This window comes from Sphingomonas alba, from assembly GCF_023516555.1.
Lineage (GTDB): Bacteria > Pseudomonadota > Alphaproteobacteria > Sphingomonadales > Sphingomonadaceae > Sphingomicrobium > Sphingomicrobium album.
On the sequence record NZ_JAMGBD010000002.1, the window covers coordinates 1 to 16,656 of the forward strand.

The 16,656-nt window shown below is 64.1% G+C and carries 21 protein-coding genes, 1 tRNA gene and 2 riboswitches; of the genes, 13 read left to right on the forward strand and 9 right to left on the reverse strand.

Going from position 1 to position 16,656, the window contains the following annotated elements; translation table 11 throughout:
* The 10 genes from LZ536_RS09745 to aguB all read left to right on the forward strand — a co-directional run.
* The coding region (locus LZ536_RS09745; RefSeq protein ID WP_249848605.1) for a hypothetical protein at positions 1 to 290 on the forward strand (290 nt) is incomplete at its 5' end.
* Positions 256 to 1,470, forward strand: a complete 1,215-nt coding sequence (gene hemA, locus LZ536_RS09750) for a 5-aminolevulinate synthase (protein ID WP_249848606.1) — start codon at positions 256 to 258, stop codon at positions 1,468 to 1,470. The genes LZ536_RS09745 and hemA, both read left to right, overlap by 35 nt.
* A gap of 38 nt (positions 1,471 to 1,508) precedes the next feature.
* Positions 1,509 to 1,955 carry a ribose 5-phosphate isomerase B gene (gene rpiB, locus LZ536_RS09755; RefSeq protein ID WP_249848607.1) on the forward strand — a complete coding sequence of 149 codons (447 nt, stop codon included), beginning with the start codon at positions 1,509 to 1,511 and terminating at the stop codon, positions 1,953 to 1,955.
* Positions 1,955 to 3,262 carry a serine hydroxymethyltransferase gene (locus LZ536_RS09760; protein ID WP_249848608.1) on the forward strand — a complete coding sequence of 436 codons (1,308 nt, stop codon included), beginning with the start codon at positions 1,955 to 1,957 and terminating at the stop codon, positions 3,260 to 3,262. Before rpiB ends, LZ536_RS09760 begins: the two co-directional genes overlap by 1 nt.
* A 3-nt stretch (positions 3,263 to 3,265) precedes the next feature.
* Positions 3,266 to 3,751, forward strand: coding sequence for a transcriptional regulator NrdR (gene nrdR, locus LZ536_RS09765; protein WP_249848609.1), 486 nt, complete (start codon positions 3,266 to 3,268; stop codon positions 3,749 to 3,751).
* Positions 3,748 to 4,464 (forward strand): RNA methyltransferase, encoded by a 717-nt coding sequence (locus LZ536_RS09770; RefSeq protein ID WP_249848610.1) that lies wholly within the window; start codon positions 3,748 to 3,750, stop codon positions 4,462 to 4,464. The genes nrdR and LZ536_RS09770 overlap by 4 nt, the downstream gene beginning before the upstream one ends.
* A complete protein-coding gene (locus tag LZ536_RS09775; RefSeq protein WP_249848611.1) occupies positions 4,464 to 4,943 on the forward strand; it encodes a hypothetical protein in 480 nt (159 codons plus the stop codon). Before LZ536_RS09770 ends, LZ536_RS09775 begins: the two co-directional genes overlap by 1 nt.
* Positions 4,944 to 5,087: 144 nt before the next feature.
* Positions 5,088 to 5,702 (forward strand): 30S ribosomal protein S4, encoded by a 615-nt coding sequence (rpsD, locus tag LZ536_RS09780; protein ID WP_249848612.1) that lies wholly within the window; start codon positions 5,088 to 5,090, stop codon positions 5,700 to 5,702.
* Between the two features lie 67 nt (positions 5,703 to 5,769).
* Entirely contained in the window at positions 5,770 to 6,744 is a 975-nt protein-coding gene (locus LZ536_RS09785) for an agmatine deiminase family protein (protein ID WP_249848613.1), read from the forward strand.
* 10 nt (positions 6,745 to 6,754) lie between these two features.
* A complete protein-coding gene (gene aguB, locus LZ536_RS09790; RefSeq protein ID WP_249848614.1) occupies positions 6,755 to 7,606 on the forward strand; it encodes an N-carbamoylputrescine amidase in 852 nt (283 codons plus the stop codon).
* Here the strand turns inward: aguB and LZ536_RS09795 are convergent.
* Together LZ536_RS09795 and LZ536_RS09800 are read right to left on the reverse strand one after the other, a co-directional pair.
* A complete protein-coding gene (locus LZ536_RS09795) occupies positions 7,603 to 8,028 on the reverse strand; it encodes an acetyltransferase (protein WP_249848615.1) in 426 nt (141 codons plus the stop codon). The genes aguB and LZ536_RS09795 overlap by 4 nt on opposite strands.
* Positions 8,025 to 8,687, reverse strand: coding sequence for a uracil-DNA glycosylase (locus LZ536_RS09800; RefSeq protein WP_249848616.1), 663 nt, complete (start codon positions 8,685 to 8,687; stop codon positions 8,025 to 8,027). Before LZ536_RS09800 ends, LZ536_RS09795 begins: the two co-directional genes overlap by 4 nt.
* A gap of 113 nt (positions 8,688 to 8,800) precedes the next feature.
* Between LZ536_RS09800 and folK the strand changes: the two genes are divergently transcribed.
* The 3 genes from folK to LZ536_RS09815 all read left to right on the forward strand — a co-directional run bounded on the left by folK (position 8,801) and on the right by LZ536_RS09815 (position 10,123).
* The gene (gene folK / locus LZ536_RS09805; protein WP_249848617.1) at positions 8,801 to 9,292 is read left to right on the forward strand and encodes a 2-amino-4-hydroxy-6-hydroxymethyldihydropteridine diphosphokinase; all 492 of its coding nucleotides are present in this window, start codon (positions 8,801 to 8,803) and stop codon (positions 9,290 to 9,292) included.
* A 22-nt stretch (positions 9,293 to 9,314) separates the two neighbouring features.
* Positions 9,315 to 9,390: transfer RNA gene (locus tag LZ536_RS09810), tRNA-Lys, on the forward strand.
* Positions 9,391 to 9,484: 94 nt separating this feature from the next.
* Positions 9,485 to 10,123 carry a PilZ domain-containing protein gene (locus LZ536_RS09815; RefSeq protein WP_249848618.1) on the forward strand — a complete coding sequence of 213 codons (639 nt, stop codon included), beginning with the start codon at positions 9,485 to 9,487 and terminating at the stop codon, positions 10,121 to 10,123.
* Here the strand turns inward: LZ536_RS09815 and LZ536_RS09820 are convergent.
* From LZ536_RS09820 to gcvT, 7 genes are read right to left on the reverse strand one after another with little or no spacing between them, the layout of a single operon-like run.
* Positions 10,120 to 10,713, reverse strand: a complete 594-nt coding sequence (locus LZ536_RS09820) for a DUF938 domain-containing protein (protein ID WP_249848619.1) — start codon at positions 10,711 to 10,713, stop codon at positions 10,120 to 10,122. The genes LZ536_RS09815 and LZ536_RS09820 overlap by 4 nt on opposite strands.
* Positions 10,710 to 11,222, reverse strand: coding sequence for a CcdC protein domain-containing protein (locus LZ536_RS09825; protein WP_249848620.1), 513 nt, complete (start codon positions 11,220 to 11,222; stop codon positions 10,710 to 10,712). The genes LZ536_RS09820 and LZ536_RS09825 overlap by 4 nt, the downstream gene beginning before the upstream one ends.
* Before the next feature lie 6 nt (positions 11,223 to 11,228).
* Positions 11,229 to 12,827, reverse strand: a complete 1,599-nt coding sequence (gcvPB, locus tag LZ536_RS09830; protein ID WP_249848621.1) for an aminomethyl-transferring glycine dehydrogenase subunit GcvPB — start codon at positions 12,825 to 12,827, stop codon at positions 11,229 to 11,231.
* A complete protein-coding gene (gcvPA, locus tag LZ536_RS09835) occupies positions 12,824 to 14,182 on the reverse strand; it encodes an aminomethyl-transferring glycine dehydrogenase subunit GcvPA (protein ID WP_249848622.1) in 1,359 nt (452 codons plus the stop codon). The genes gcvPB and gcvPA overlap by 4 nt, the downstream gene beginning before the upstream one ends.
* A complete protein-coding gene (locus LZ536_RS09840) occupies positions 14,182 to 14,946 on the reverse strand; it encodes a class I SAM-dependent methyltransferase (RefSeq protein WP_249848623.1) in 765 nt (254 codons plus the stop codon). The genes gcvPA and LZ536_RS09840 overlap by 1 nt, the downstream gene beginning before the upstream one ends.
* Entirely contained in the window at positions 14,928 to 15,299 is a 372-nt protein-coding gene (gene gcvH, locus LZ536_RS09845; RefSeq protein ID WP_249848624.1) for a glycine cleavage system protein GcvH, read from the reverse strand. The genes LZ536_RS09840 and gcvH overlap by 19 nt, the downstream gene beginning before the upstream one ends.
* 1 nt (position 15,300) lies before the next feature.
* A complete protein-coding gene (gcvT, locus tag LZ536_RS09850; RefSeq protein WP_249848625.1) occupies positions 15,301 to 16,419 on the reverse strand; it encodes a glycine cleavage system aminomethyltransferase GcvT in 1,119 nt (372 codons plus the stop codon).
* A gap of 74 nt (positions 16,420 to 16,493) precedes the next feature.
* Positions 16,494 to 16,559, reverse strand: a riboswitch (glycine riboswitch).
* Between the two features lie 5 nt (positions 16,560 to 16,564).
* Positions 16,565 to 16,656: riboswitch (glycine riboswitch) on the reverse strand.

Here is a 16,656-nt window from a genome sequence, read left to right on the forward strand (position 1 = left end):
CGGCTGTCAGCGTCGTCGAAGCCAATGCAAGCGCAAGCATAGTGTATTTACGCATAGGTGGTCGCCCCTTTCGGTCCCTGTTGGCGTTGTTGCGCAACCGCATTGATATGCCATTGGGCGTCGCGTTGCCAGCGGTTTTTAACTCCAATCAATGCCCGATCGTCGATTGCGGCCAGTTGCGAGTCATTCGCATTGGCTTTCGCTGGCCGCTGACGGTAATGGCCGCCAAAAGCGAAGAGAGTCCAAAGAGTAACAGTGGATTACGACCGCATCTTCAAAGCCGCGATTGACCGCCTTCACTCAGAAGGACGGTACCGCGTGTTCATCGATATCCTGCGCACCAAGGGCCAGTATCCCAATGCGCAGTGCTTTGCCGGCCATAATGGCCCGAAACCGATCACCGTATGGTGCTCGAACGATTATTTGGGCATGGGTCAGCACCCCGCGGTCGTCGCGGCCATGGAAGAGGCGCTCCACAGCGTCGGCGCCGGCTCGGGCGGCACTCGCAACATCGGCGGCAATACCCATTACCATGTCGAGCTGGAGCGGGAGCTCGCCTCGCTGCATGGCAAGCAAGGCGCGCTGCTCTTCACGTCGGGCTATGTCTCGAACGAGGCAGCCCTTTCGACGTTGGGAAAGCTCCTGCCCGGCTGCATCATCTTTTCCGATGAGCTGAACCACGCGTCGATGATTGCCGGCATCCGCAACTCGGGCTGCGAAAAGAAGGTCTTCCGCCACAACGACCTTGAGCATCTAGAGGAGCTGCTGGCGGCGACGCCAGCCGAAACGCCGAAGCTGATTGCTTTCGAGAGCGTCTATTCGATGGACGGCGACATCGCGCCGATTGCCGAGATCTGCGACCTTGCCGACAAATATGAAGCCCTCACTTACTTGGACGAAGTCCATGCAGTCGGCATGTACGGTGCCTCGGGCGGCGGCATTTCGGAACGCGACGGCGTCGCCCACCGCGTCACGCTGATCGAAGGCACGCTCGGCAAGGCCTATGGTGTCATGGGCGGCTATGTGACCGCATCCACCGACATCATCGACTGCATCCGCAGCTATGCGCCCGGCTTCATCTTCACCACCTCGCTCTCGCCGGTGCTGGTCGCCGGAGCTCTCGCCAGCGTGAAGCATCTCAAGGCGTCTGCCGATGAACGCACCGCGCAGCAGTCTGCCGCGGCGCTACTGAAGGCCAAGTTCGCCGATGCAGGCCTGCCGGTCATGCCGTCGGTGACGCACATTGTGCCTCTGCTCGTCGGCTGCCCGGTCAAGGCCAAGGGTATCAGCGACATCCTGCTCGCCGAGTACGGCCTTTACGTTCAGCCGATCAATTATCCGACCGTTCCGCGCGGGACTGAGCGCCTGCGCTTCACGCCAGGCCCCCATCACAGCGCCGAGATGATGGATGAGCTGGTGGGCGCCTTGGTCGAGATTTGGGACCGGCTCGAGCTGAGATTGGCCGCCTGACACTGGCGAATCCCTCGCGCTTGGCTTAGTCACAGACCATGCGCATCGCCCTCGCCGCCGACCACGCCGGATATGAACTGAAGGACTCGCTCGCCGTATGGCTTAGCGAGGCCGGACACGACATCATCGACCTAGGAACCAATGGCCCCGAAAGCGTCGACTATCCGCGCTTCGGCGCAGCCTTGGCCGAAGCGATCGCCGACGGGCGGGCCGAACGCGGCATTGCCATTTGCGGATCGGGGATCGGCATCTCCATCGCCGCCAATCGTAATCCGGCTTGCCGCTGCGCCCGGGTCGACGACCCGCTGTCCGCGCGGCTGGCCCGCGAGCATAATGACGCCAATGCGCTGGCTTTCGGGGCGAGGTTGATCGGTAGCGACATGGCACGCGCTTGCGTCACAGCGTTCCTGGGTACCGATTTCGCTGGCGGGCGCCATGAGCGCCGCGTCGAACAACTCTCCCAACTCATGCAGGATAGCGACTGATGGCCACCGCGCCCGACCTCACCGACGTCCAGCCGCTCGGCTTCTTCACGCGCGAACTCGCCGATGCCGATCCAGCGGTCGATGCCGCCATTCATGCCGAACTGAGGCGCGAGCAACAGCAGATCGAGCTGATCGCCTCTGAGAATATTGTCAGCAAAGCGGTGCTTGAGGCACAAGGGTCGGTTCTCACCAACAAATATGCAGAGGGCTATCCCGGCCGCCGTTACTACCAGGGCTGCGGACCGTCCGATTCCGTCGAAACCCTCGCCATCGAGCGCGCCAAACAGCTGTTCGGTTGCGGCTTCGCCAACGTCCAGCCGCACTCGGGCGCGCAGGCGAACGGCGCGGTGATGATGGCGCTACTGAAGCCCGGCGACACGATCATGGGGATGAGCCTCGCCGCAGGTGGGCATCTGACCCACGGCGCCCCGCCAGCACAATCCGGCAAATGGTTCGACGCCGTCCAATATGGCGTCCGCCCCGACGACCACCTGGTCGATTTCGACGAGGTCGAGCGCCTCGCCAAGGAACATCAGCCGAAGATGATCATCGCCGGTGGCTCGGCCTATCCGCGCCACCTCGACTTCGCCCGTTTCCGGCAGATCGCGGACGAGGTTGGCGCCATCCTTTTTGTCGACATGGCTCATTTCGCCGGCCTCGTCGCCGCGGGCGAGCACCCCTCCCCCTTCGGCCACGCCCATGTCGTTACGACGACCACGCACAAGACTTTGCGTGGTCCGCGCGGCGGCATGGTGCTGACGGACGACGAGGCCATTGCAAAAAAGATCAACTCGGCCGTCTTCCCCGGCCTCCAGGGCGGCCCGCTTATGCACGTCATCGCCGCCAAGGCGGTCGCGTTCGGTGAAGCGCTGCAGCCGGAGTTCAAGACCTACGCAAAGGCGGTCATCGCCAATGCTCAGGCGCTGGCCAATCGCCTGAAGGAACGCGGCGCCGATCTCGTCGCCGGCGGTACCGACACGCACCTCGCCCTCGTCGATCTTCGCCCGCTTGGCCTCACCGGCAAGGACGCCGACCAGAGCCTCGAGCATGCAGGAATCACCTGCAACAAGAATGGCGTTCCTTTCGACCCGCTGCCGCCGGTCCAGACCAGTGGCATCCGGGTCGGCTCGCCTGCCGGCACGACCCGCGGCTTCGGTGTCGAAGAATTCCGCGACATCGCAGACATGGTCGCGGACGTGCTCGACGGCCTGCGGGTCAATGGGGTCGACAATAACGGCGCCATCGAACAGTCGGTCAACGCCCGCGTTCGCGCGCTTTGCGACCGCTTCCCGATCTACCAGGGATAAGGGATGCGTTGTCCGTTCTGCGCGCACGAAGACAGCCAGGTGAAGGACAGCCGCCCGTCCGAGGACGGCGCGGCGATCCGGCGTCGGCGGCAGTGCGAAGGCTGCGGGGCGCGTTTCACCACTTTCGAGCGCGTCCAGTTGCGAGACCTCACGGTGGTCAAGAAGGACGGCAAGCGGGAGCCCTTCGACCGGGCCAAGCTGGAGAGGGCCGTCGGCCACAGTTGCCGCAAGCGCGACGTCGACCCGGCCAAGATCGACCAATTGGTCAGCGGCGTTCAGCGGCAGATGGAAACGCTTGGCGACGAAGTGCCCTCCGTAAAGATCGGCGAGGCGGTCATGGCCGGCCTCAAGGCGCTCGATCACGTCGCCTACATTCGCTTCGCCAGCATCTACAAGGACTTCAGCGAGCCGGGCGATTTCGCGGAAATCGCGGAACGCGTCGAAAAGGAAGGCCCCCTGCCCCCGGTAGGCCACAACAAGTTGCTGTGAGCACCAACAGACCAGTCATTGTCCTCGTCCGTCCCCAGCTCGGCCAGAACATCGGCAAGGCTGCGCGGGCGATGCTCAATTTTGGCCTGGCCGAACTGCGCCTGGTCGCGCCCCGGGACGGGTGGCCCAACCCCGACGCCGGGCCTGCCGCGAGCGGCGCCGACATTGTCCTGGACCAGGCGCGACTCTTCGCAACGACCGCAGAAGCCATTGCCGACTGCTCGACGGTCTACGCGTCCACCGTCCGGCGTCGCGACCTGATCATGCCGGTCGTCGATCCCGCCGGAATGGCGGAAGGAATCACCGCAAGTCCAGGTCGCTCCGCGATCCTGTTCGGGCCAGAACGTTCTGGCCTGGAGACCGAGGATGTCGCCCTCGCCAACGCCATCGTCACCGTGCCCATCAATCCTGAATTCGGTTCGCTGAATCTCGCCCAAGCGGTGATCCTGCTTGCCTATGAATGGTCGCGTGGCCAGCAACTCGCCCAGCCCCCGGCCAAGGACCTCGAACCTCCCGCTGCTCACGCCGAGCTCGAAGGCCTCATCCGCCAACTCGATGAAGCCCTCGACGTGAAGGGCTATTTCCACCCGCCCGAACGTACCCAGGCGACCCGCAATACGCTGCGCACTATTCTCACCAAGCCCCAATGGTCGAGCCGCGAGATCCAGGCCCTTCGCGGAATCATCCGGGCATTGAACGAGCCCGCCAATTAATGATAATTAACATCATCAACGAAAAGAAGGGGCTGGCCATGTCGATATTATTCGCGTTGCTGCTGGTTCAGGCCGGGGGTGGCTCCACTGGAGTTAACAATGCTTCGCCCCAAGCACCGCTTCCCAAAATTAAAGAGCCGCTCGAGTGTCGGATCATGGTTGCTGGCGTGTCGCGGTCCAGCGACATTACGGTCTGCAAGGCAAGGGCCGCGTGGCGCGAACTAGAACTTTGCAAAGGCGCGACGCGCTACTGCTCTCCTGAGGAGAAAGCTGCCATCGCAGCCAAGCACACCGCCTTTTCCCTGAGCGAAGACAGCCGGATTATTTGTCGGTTGTTATCGGCTACAGGTTCACGGCTGCGCACACAACAGACTTGCATGGCGCAACGTGAATGGCAGCGAATGTGGGACGAGAGTCGCGCGACGATGGGACATCTTCAGAACAAGCAATCGACTCGCCCGGAGAACGTCGGACAATAGGCTCACCTTGACCTCGGGGCGCCTCTCGGCTAGGCGCCCGGCTCGCAATTGACCCTGCACGTCCGGTGAAGCGGTGGTCGCGCATGGCGCAAGGCTATGCGGTGCGGTTCCGGGCATTTTGAAACGCGAATTGGAGAATATCGCATGTCGAAGCGCTCAAGCGCCAAGTATAAGCTCGACCGCCGCATGGGCGAGAACGTCTTTGGACGTCCCAAGAGCCCGGTCAACCGCCGCGAATATGGCCCCGGCCAGCACGGCCAGCGCCGCAAGAGCAAGATGTCGGACTTCGGAATCCAGCTGCGCGCCAAGCAGAAGCTGAAGGGTTATTACGGCGACGTCACCGAGAAGCAGTTCAAGCAGACGTTCCAGCAGGCTAGCCGCATGAAGGGCGACGCCAGCCAGAACCTGATCGGCCTGCTCGAGCGCCGTCTCGACATGATCGTTTACCGCGCCAAGTTCGCGCCGACGATTTGGGCCGCCCGCCAACTGGTCAGCCACGGTCACATCCGCGTCAACGGGGTGAAGTGCAACATCGCCTCGCGTCGCGTCGATGTCGGCGATGTCGTCGAGCTCGGCACCAAGGCCCAGGATATGGCGCTAGTGATCGAAGCGCAGAGCCTCGCCGAGCGCGACGTTCCCGAATATATCGTTCAGGACGGCACGTCGAAGGTGACCTTCAACCGCGTGCCGACGCTGGATGAGGTTCCCTATCCGGTCCGCATGGAGCCGAACCTCGTCGTCGAATTCTATTCGCGCTAAGCCCGTTGGTTAGCTGAATGCAGATGGGGCGGCCTGAATAGGCCGCCCTTTTTGTTTGGAGAGCAGATTGACCCGACCTCCCCTTCCCGAATGGGCGCCGCATGAGGCGGTCTGGATCGGCTTTCCGAGCCATGGCGAGCTGTGGGAAGACGATCTTGCTCCGGCGCAGGAGGAAGTCGCGGCCTTTGCCAAGGCCGTTAATGCGGGGGGCAAGGGTGAAGCGGTGTGGTTGGTCGCGGCCAATGACGAAGCCGCTGAACGCGCGCGGGCGCTCGCGCCATTCGCCAAAGTGATCACTGAATTGTTCGGCGACATCTGGCTGCGTGACACGCCGGCCATCATCCTCGGCAGTGGCAAGGGCCGGCGCGGCGTCGATTTTCGCTTCAACGGCTGGGGCGGCAAATACGATTTGCCCGGCGACGACACGATCGGAGTCCGCCTGTCCGTAGAGGCGGGCCTGCCTTGCACCAGCGCCGATTGGGTCCTGGAAGGCGGCGCCATCGACGGTGACGGCTCGGGCACACTGATCACCACCGAACAATGCCTGCTCAATCCGAACCGCAATCCCGGCATGTCGCGAAAAGATGTCGAGGGAGCACTTTCCCGCGACCTTGGGTTCGAGCGCTTCGTCTGGCTCGGCGACGGCCTGCTGAACGATCACACAGATGGCCATGTCGACAATCTGGCGCGTTTCGTCGCGCCGGGTCGTGTCGCCATTCCCACCGCTGCAAATGGCGATCCCAACGCCGCCGTCTACAAGTCCGCCGCACGCCGTCTTGCCGATGCCCGGCTGGACATCGTCACCTTGCCGTCACCCGGAGAAATCGTCCGCGACGGCGAGATCATCCCCGCCAGCTACATGAACTTCTACATCGGCAATGCCGTGGTCGTCGTGCCGCTCTACGGTAGCGAAAATGACGAAGCCGCCGTCCATGCCGTCCAGGCCCTCTTCCCGGACCGCAAGGCGGTCGGATTGCGAGCGGACCATGTGCTGACCGGCGGCGGCAGCTTCCATTGCATCAGCCAGCAACTGCCGCTTTAAGGCCCGCGCCATGACCAAGCTTACCGTCGCCGCACTCCAGCTCGCCTTCACGGACGATACCGCCGCCAACATCAAGGCGGTGGCCGAACTCGTGCGCGAAGCCCATTCGAAGGGCGCGGAAGTGGTCCTGCCGCCCGAGCTGTTCGAAGGCCCCTACTTCTGTCGGGTCGAGGATGAAAAGTTGTTTGCCAACGCCTTGCCGACCGCCGAGCACCCGTCAGTGCTGGCGATGCAGGAACTGGCGGCCGAGCTGAAAATCTGGATCCCGACCAGTTTCTTCGAAGCGGAAGGCCCCCACCATTATAATTCGCTCGCCATGATCGGCCCGGACGGCAAGGTCGCCGGCGTCTATCGCAAGAGCCACATTCCCGACGGTCCAGGCTACGAAGAAAAATTCTATTTCCGTCCCGGCAACACCGGCTTCAAGGTCTGGAACGGCCCGCACCGCTCGACGCTCGGCGTCGGCGTCTGCTGGGACCAATGGTATCCCGAAACCGCCCGCGCGATGATGCTGATGGGCGCCGACATCCTCTTCTATCCGACCGCCATCGGGACCGAGCCTCACGATCCCGACCTCGACACGTCACGCCTGTGGCGCCGGGCGATGATTGGCCATGCGGTCAGTAATGTCGTGCCGGTCGTCGCCGCCAACCGCATCGGCACCGAGCACGGCCAGCGCTTCTACGGTCACAGCTTTATCTGCGACGAGCGCGGCGACATCCTCGCCGAGTTCGGAGCGGAGCAAAGCGGCGTGCTGGTCGCGACCCTCGACCTGGCCGCAGCCAAGAAGCACCGCGCCGCCTTCGGTTTCTTCCGGGACCGCAGGCCGGAACTTTACGGACGGCTGGTCGAAGACATTTAGTCGCGCCGCATGTGGAGCAGCGGATAAGGCCTGCCGTCCTCGTCCGTCTCGCTCCTGCTCGTCACTTCGAACCCCAAGCGCTTGTAGAAGGCCACCGCGCCTTCATTCTGCTCGTTGACCTCCACGGTCGTCGGCCGCGCGACCTCGTCGACAAGGCTGCGTCCAATTCCCGATCCGTGCGCTGCGGGGTCGATAAACAGGGAATCTACGTTCTGGCCGGTCACGCCCATGAAGGCGACGACCTCACCGTCTTTCTCGGCGATCCGCAATGCGGTGCTGCCAACATAATCCGCCACGAGGGGATCGATCGCCACCCGGTCCTGGGCAGAGAGAAAATGGTGGGTGCCATCGACTGCCCGCCGCCAGACCCGAAGAAGGGCGGCGGCATCGGTTGGCTCGCTTGGACGGAAACGAATTGTCATCGAAGCTCCAATGCCCTTTCGAAAGGCTGTTCAAACATTGCCGGCGTCAATCGCCGCGTATTCTGGTTGTAGCGGCTGCAATGATAGCTATCGAGCACGCGTTTGCCGCCCGGAAGTTCGTGTTCCGCGCCGTGCGCGAACCTGGCCTTTGAAAGCGGAACGCCGAACGACCGGCAAAGGCTGTCGTGCGCGACCTTACCGAGTGCGATGAAGATCGTCAGCTTTGGCAATGCCCCGATGGAAGCCATCAAGAACGGCCTGCAACTCGCCTCTTCTGCCGGCAGCGTTTTGTTCTGCGGCGGGAGGCATTTGACGGCATTGAGGATGATCGCACCCTTCAGCCGCACTCCGTCGTCTGGAGATCCGCCATATCGCCCCTCAGACAGCCCGAACTTCTCCAGCGTCGCGTACAGCAGGTCGCCGGCATAATCGCCCGTGAACGGCCGACCGGTGCGGTTGGCACCATGCTTGCCCGGCGCCAGCCCGACGATCGCCAGCCAGGCATTGGGATCACCGAATGATGGCACCGGCGCGTTCCACCAGTCGGGATGCTCCGCCCGGCACTGCAGTCTCAGGCCCACCAGCCGCGGACAACGCGGGCAATCGCGCGAGGGCTCGGCGTCATAGATTGGCGACAGATCCGCGGGCTGCACAGGCACGGTCCAACCCCTAACGTTCGTCCTGAGCGAAGTCGAAGGGCGTTCTATTTCCCATCCGCTCCCGCTAACGCCCTTCGACTACGCGCCCCGCGCTCCGCTCAGGACGAACGGATTTGGCTGAACGAACGCACCTCTACGCCATCGCCATCGGCTCGAACCGCATGCACGGCCGTCACGGTCGCCCCGCCGGCGTGGTCGAAGCTGCCATTGCCGAGCTCGACGGACGCTTCGACCTGTTTGACGCCTCGCCGATCCTCCTGAACCCGGCGGCCCACGGCGCCGGGCGCGATTTCGCCAATGCCGTGGCACTGGTTGAAAGCGATAAGGATCCTCACGCCGTCCTCGGCGAGTTGCACGCCATCGAGCGCCAGTTCGGCCGCCGGCCGGGCAAGCGCTGGGCAGCACGCGTCCTCGACCTGGATATCCTCGCCTGGGACGGCGGCCGTGTTCGGTCGCGCGGGCTCCGGGTGCCTCACCCTATGCTGGAGCGGCGAGCGTTCATGCTCCTGCCTCTGAGCCAGGTCGCCCCCACCTGGCGCATTCGCGACGGCCTCACTGTCCGGCATCTCGCCGCGCGCCTTGCCCGCCGCGCCCCGCACCGCTAAGCGCCCTCTCGCGCCATGGCTGGGGCCGTTAGCTCAGTCGGTAGAGCAACTGACTTTTAATCAGTAGGTCGCTGGTTCGAATCCAGCACGGCTCACCATGGCGCGCCGCAAGAACCTCCATCGCGGACCCGTTTCTAACAATCTGGTAATCCTCTGGCATTACGAGACTTTTTCGGGTGCGATGGAGTTCGCGTGGAAGACCAACCGGTAGAGACGACCCTGTACTCGCTGTCGAACGCCGCGCCGAAGCCAGGCGAGCGGCGCGAGGACGACCGTCATCTCACCCTGTTCCGCGTCGGCTCGATCACCATCGGCGATCGCCGCGAGCTTTGCCTTATCAAGAACATCTCTGCCGGCGGCATGATGATCCGCGCCTATTGCGCGATCCTCGAAGGCACGGCCCTCTCGGTAGAGTTGAAGAGCGGGCAGCCCGTCAGCGGCAAGGCGACCTGGGTCAAGGATGCGAACGTCGGCGTCGCTTTTGACGAGCCCGTCGATGTCATCGACATCCTCACCGCCTGTGCGGAAGGGCCAAAGCAACGCATGCCGAGGATCGAGGTGGACAGCATCGCCACCGTCCGCGACGGCGCCAATGTCTATCGCCTGCCAGTCCGCGATATCTCGCAGGGCGGCATCAAGGTGAAGGGCGATCCGGCGCTCGAATATGGTTGCGACCTGTCGATCACCTTGCCTGGGTTGGGGCCGCAGCCCGGCGCGCTGCGGTGGCGGCACGACGGTCACATCGGCTTGAGCTTCAATCGACTGCTGCCGCTGGCCGAGCTGGTCGGCTGGCTGCAGGGAATCCGCGACGGCCTGCGCGCCGCAGGCTAGCGGCGAACGAAGCGCAACATGAGGTTATTCGCCGGCATTTCACGCCGCTCCACGTAAAATAGGCCACGCTTCTCCGCTTCCGCGGCAAATTCCTCGACGATTCTGAGTCCCCACGCCGGATTCCGCCTTCTCAAATCCGCATCGAACGCTAGGTTGGACGGCACAGTCGGAACGCACTCCTCGATCCAGGGTCCATAGAGAATCAGCGGTGCTCCGGGGGGAAGAATCCACCTCGCACCGTCGAGCAAACCGAGCGACGTCTCCCACGGGCAGATGTGCGCCATATTGATGTTGAGCAGTGCGTCGGCGCGATCGAGCGGCCAGGTCACGCTCGTCACATCGAGAATCACCGGCTCGCGAAGATTTGCCAAACCTGAATCAGCCCGCCAAGCCTCGATCGAGCCAAGTGCATCGGCGTGGGGCTCGCTCGGTTGCCAGTCGAGATTGGGAAAGCGCTCGGCCAAATACGCCGCATGCTCCCCCGACCCGCTTGCCGCCTCCAGCACCAACCCCGAATCCGGCAGCCAATCGGCCAGAACCGCGGCGATGGGCTCGCGATTGCGCTGGACCGCGGGGTGGTTGAGTTTCACTCGGCTGCTTCGACTCCAGCCAGGATTCGCCGGGCTCGTATGGCGAGTTCGACGCGGGTCATGGCGATGAGGCCGACCGCGAAGAGCAATAGCGCATCCGTCGCGATCAGAGCCTGTTCGCTCATCTGGCCGTTGGCATCAGGGCTGGCACCGAAATAGGCGCGGACCGCGTAGCGAATAGCGATGATGACGACGAGCAGGATCAAGGCCGCGGGCGATGCCTTCTGCGTGAGCCCACCATCGACGCCGCGCTCGATGTGGATGAAGCGCCCCCGCTGCCAGCCCAGAAATCCTCCGACGATTAGCGCGCCAAAGCCAATTGCCATGCCGGCTGGGCTTGGCGGGTGCGCCCACAGCGTGACGCCGGCCAGTACCAGAAGGAGTAGGGGTAAAACCCACATCCGTTCGGGCTTCAACGGTCGAACCCGGTTCATCGACCTTAAGCGCAGGGCCAGGACCACGACGACCACAAGGATCGGCAACAGGGTCTTGAGAAAATCCGGATTCATGACGCGTTACCCTCCCCCGAAATGCGCTCCCAATCCGGTCGACGAGCCATCCGGCGCCGGATGATTGTAGCTGAGCACAGGCTTCCTCGCTGCCTGCGTTTCGTCAAGCCGGCGGCGCGGCGCGAAGACGGGCGCGGCTTTCAGGCTTTCGTCCCCTGCCCGCGCCCGTTCGGCGATCGAGCGAAGCGCGGCGATGAACTGATCGAGACCAGCTTTGGATTCTGTCTCGGTCGGCTCGACCAGCATGGCGCCGTGCACGACCAGCGGGAAATACATGGTCATCGGGTGGAAGCCTTCGTCGATCAGGCCCTTTGCAACGTCGATGGTCGAGAGGCCCTCGGCAAAGCCTTTGTCGCTGAAGATTGCCTCATGCATGCAGGGCCCCGAATGCGCGAACGGTGCGTCGAGCACATCCTCCAGGCTGCGGAGGATGTAGTTGGCATTGAGCACGCTGTCCTCGGCGACCTGGCGAAGACCGTCGGCGCCGTGGCTGAGGATGTAAGTCAGTGCGCGGGTGAACATGCCCATCTGGCCATGGAAGGCGGTCATTCGTCCGAAAGTGCGAGGATGCTCCTCGCCGGCGCTTTCCTCCTCGATCAGCCTGTAGCTGCCGTCGGGATATTTGGCCGCGAAAGGCAACGGCCCGAACGGCGCCAGCGCCTCCGACAGGACCACGGGGCCAGAGCCTGGACCGCCGCCGCCGTGGGGCGTCGAGAAGGTCTTGTGGAGATTGATGTGCATCGCATCGACGCCGAGGTCGCCTGGGCGGACCTTGCCGACGATGGCGTTGAAGTTGGCGCCGTCGCAATAGACGAAGGCGCCGGCCGCATGGACCGCATCGCTGATCGCCTTCATGTCCGGTTCGAACAGGCCGCAGGTGTTGGGGTTGGTGATCATCACCGCCGCGACGTCAGGACCAAGGCGCGCCTTTAGCGCACCCAGATCGACGCGGCCGTCCTTGGTCGCAGGGATATCCTCGACACGGTAGCCGCAGAAAGCCGCTGTAGCCGGATTGGTGCCGTGAGCACTCTCCGGAACGAGGACGACCTCACGGGCATCGCCGCGGGCTTCGAGCGCGGCACGGATGCAGAGCAGGCCGCAGAGTTCGCCGTGGGCGCCGGCCTTGGGACTCATGGCGACACCGTGCATCCCGGTGAGGTCGATCAGCCAGAACGCGAGCTCGTTGATGCACTGGAGTGCGCCCTGCACCGTCTCCTGTGGTTGCAGCGGATGAATGTCACCGAAGCCGGGCAGCCGCGCCACCTTCTCGTTGAGGCGCGGGTTGTGCTTCATCGTGCAGGAGCCCAGCGGGAAGAGTCCGAGGTCGATGGCGTAATTCTGGCGTGAAAGGCGAGTGTAGTGGCGGACGGTCTCCGGCTCGCTGAGGCCCGGGAGGTCGAGGCCATTGCGGTCGAGACCGCCGAGACGGGATGCGCCGGACTTCACCGGGTCGAAATCGACGCCGGTCTGGTTGCGATTGCCGATCTCGAACAGCAGCGGCTCTTCCAGCATCAAAGCGCGGTTGCCGGTCGTAGTGGTCACAGCAGTGGTTTCCAAAGTCGAGGGTGCCGTGGGGCGCCAGCCTGTAGGATTTGGGGTGCTCATTGCACGATCTCCTGCAGGGCGGAGACCAAGGAAGAGATGTCCTCCTCGGTCGCGGTCTCTGTGACAGCGACGACGAGGCCGTTCGCGAGGACGGCTTCGTCAGGATAGAGGCGGCCGAGCGAAACGCCGCCGAGCACGCCCTTTTCGACCATCGCATGGACGGCGGGCCGCGCTTCGACGGGCAGTTCGAGCGCGAATTCGTTGAAGAAGCTGTCGTTGACCAGACGGACGCCGGGGATGGCGGACAGCTGGTCCGCGGCTTCACACGCGCGCGCGTGATTCAACTTGGCTAGGCCGGTAAGGCCCTTCTCGCCGAGCAAGGTCATGTGGATCGAGAAGGCCAAGGCGCAGAGGCCGGAGTTGGTGCAGATGTTCGACGTCGCCTTCTCGCGCCGGATATGCTGCTCGCGGGTCGAGAGGGTCAGCACGAAGCCGCGCTTGCCCTCGGCATCGACAGTCTCGCCGGCGAGCCGGCCCGGCATCTGGCGGACATATTTCTCGCGGGTGGCGAACAGGCCGACATAGGGCCCGCCGAACTGCAGGCCGACGCCGATCGACTGGCCCTCGCCGACGACGATGTCAGCACCCATTTCGCCGGGCGACTTGATAAGGCCGAGCGCGACCGGCTCGGTATTGACTACCACCAGCAGCGCGCCGGCCGCCTGGGCCGCGTCTGCAATCGGCTTCAGGTCGGTGATGCGGCCGAGGATATCGGGATACTGGACGACGACGCAGCTGGTGTCCTTGTCGATGGCGGCGATCAGGCGGTCCGCGTCGGTTTGGGCCGTCAGCTCAGGCGCCGCGGTTTCGAGCGTGTCGCCGGTGAACTTCGCCATGGTCTTGCAGACGGAAACGTAGTGCGGGTGTAACCCCGAGGAGATGATCGCCTTCTTCCGACGCGTGATGCGCCGCGCCATGCCAACAGCTTCCCAGCAGGCGGTCGAGCCGTCGTACATCGAAGCGTTGGCGACTTCGCAGCCGTAGAGGCGCGCGACCTGGGTCTGGAATTCGAACAGGACCTGCAACGTGCCCTGGGCGATTTCCGGCTGGTAAGGCGTGTAGGCGGTCAGGAACTCCCCGCGCTGGATGATGTGATCGACGCTGGCGGGGATGTGGTGCTTGTACGCGCCGCAGCCGAGGAAAAAGGGAACGTCGCTCGCCGCAACATTCTTGGCCGCCATGCCGCGCATCTTGCGCTCAACGGCCATTTCGCTGGCGTGCATTGGCAAGCCGCGGATCGGGCCTTGCAGACGGGCCTCTTCGGGCACATCGCGGAACAGCTCGTCGACCGAGCCGGCCCCGATCACCTTGAGCATTGCGGAGCGATCGGCATCGCTCAGCGGTAGATAACGCATCAGTTGGGCTTCCTCATTATGAAGCGGAGGCGGATGTAGTCGGCGAGATTGGAGCCGACCCGGGCGGCAACGGCATCGGCGATGGACTGACGTTCGTCGTCGGGCACGCCGGCTCGGTCGAGCCAGCCGGCGCGAAACACCAGGACCCAGGCCTGGACGCCATGTTCGAGCTCGGTCGGTCGATCGATCAGCCGCGCATCGACATCCTTGAAACCTGCGCGTTCATAGACGGCCGCAAACTCCTCAGGTGTCGGATACCAGTTCGCGGCATAGGTCGGCGGTCCGAAGCCGCGCTCGACCAGCACGTCGTCCAAGGTTTCGCGAAGACGGGCCAAATTGCCCGCGCCGCCCATCTCGCCGGCAAATCGGCCGCCATTCTTGAGTGCGAACCAGATCGCACGCGCCGCCCGTTCCTTGTCCAGCACCCAGTGGAGCGTGGCATTCGAGAAAGCGGCGTCAAAGGCCTCGGAGAACTTGAGGTCCGCCGCGTCCATCAGCCGGACGTCGAGGCCCTTGGCCTTGGCGGCGGCGACCATCGACAGGCTGTTGTCGATGCCGACGACGTCAGCGCCCGCTTCCTTGATCTTCAGCGTCAGCGACCCGTCGCCGCAGCCGACATCGAGGATATGCTCGCCGGGCTGGGGATCGAGCAGGTCAAGCGCCGCGCCGCCCAGCGCCGGCACGAAACCACCGACGCGGGCGTAGTCCGCCGCGTCCCAGCTGCTGGTCGAGGTGGGTGCGTCGCTCAGAGCGTCTTCACCCACTCACGGTACTTGGCTTCGTCCATGAGGCCGTCGAGCTCGGACGTGTCCGCGAGGCGGATCTTGAAGAACCAGCCTTCGCCTTCCGGGTCGCGGTTGACGAGCGCCGGGTCGTCGGCAAGCGCCGGATTGCCCTCGATCACCTCGCCGGCGACCGGCGAATAGACGTCAGAAGCGGCCTTGACCGATTCGACGACCGCGGCGTCATCGCCCTTGTTGAGCGAGCGACCGCCCTCAGGAACTTCGACGAAGACGATGTCGCCGAGCGCTTCCTGCGCATGGTTGGAGATGCCGACGGTGCCGACGTCGCCTTCGACGCGGATCCATTCATGCTCGCCGGTGAAGTGCAGGCTCATATCAGGCTCCCTGTTTGCGGTGATAGCGATGGGGGACGAAAGGCATTGGCGTGACGGAGGCTTCGAACAGCTTGCCGCGCTGCTCGACCTTCAAGACCGTGCCGGCCTCTGCCAGCGGCGCCGCGACATAGCCCATGGCGATCGGCCGCTGCAGCGTCGGCGAGAAGGTACCGCTGGTGATGCGGCCGACTTCCGTGCCTTCGGAATCGAGGATCAGCGCGCCTTCGCGAACCGGCTGCCGGCCTTCGACGTTGAGGCCGACGCGCTTCTGGGCGGCGCCATTTTCGAGCTCGGCAAGGATGCGCATGTCGCCGGCGAAACCGCCTTCGGAACGGCGGCGCTTCTGGATGGCGAACTGGAGATCGGCCATGACTGGCGTCGTATTGGTGTCGAGGTCGTGGCCGTAGAGCGGCAGGCCGGCCTCGAGGCGCAGCGAATCGCGGGCGCCCAAGCCGATGGGCTTCACGGCCTCGTGCGCGGTCAGGGCATCGGCGACGGCTTCGACCGCATTGCCCGCGACCGAAATCTCGAACCCGTCCTCCCCGGTGTAACCCGAGCGGCTGATCCAGGCAGGAGTGCCGGCGAAGTTGAAGGCCGCGCCCTGCATGAAGCTGAGATCGGACACCCCCGGCGCCAGCGTTTCCAGCACCTCGGCCGCACGCGGCCCCTGCAGCGCGAGCAGCGCCTGTTCCTTCATGTGGTCGAGGACGACACCCTTCGGCAGGCGCCTTTCGAACTGTTCGATGTCGCCATGTTTAGTGGCACCGTTGACGACGACATAGAAATGGTCGGCGCGGCGTGTCGCCATCAAATCGTCGATGATGCCGCCATTGTCGTCGAGCAGCATCGAATAGCGCAAGCGGCCATCCTTCAGAAGCTGCAGCTCACCCGGAAGCAGGGTTTCGAGACCGGCATCGACGCGGTCGCCATGAAAGGTGAGCTGGCCCATGTGGCTGACATCGAACAGGCCGGCATTGGTCCGGGTCCAGACATGTTCAGCAATGACGCCTTCGTACTGGACCGGCATGGAATAGCCGGCGAACGGCACCATGCGCGCGCCGCGGGAGCGGTGCCAGGCATCGAGCGACAGCGTCTGGAGGTCTTCGGTCGTCTCGGCCATTCGCTCGGCGCTCCCAGAATTCAGGCTCGTCAAAGCAACGAGCAATGACGCCCGCCCCTTGATCTGAGCCCCCTTCTGTCGCTGCGCCTGAGAGCTTTGCCCCTTCGGCGGCTCCCGCTTTCACAAGAGCACTTTCCAGACTGTCCGGCGCGCGGCGGTCCCTTATGCCTGAGAGATTCCGGGGGCGGTTGCTCCTTCGGCGGCCGGTCGAAACCGGCACTCTCCCGTCACGCGCCT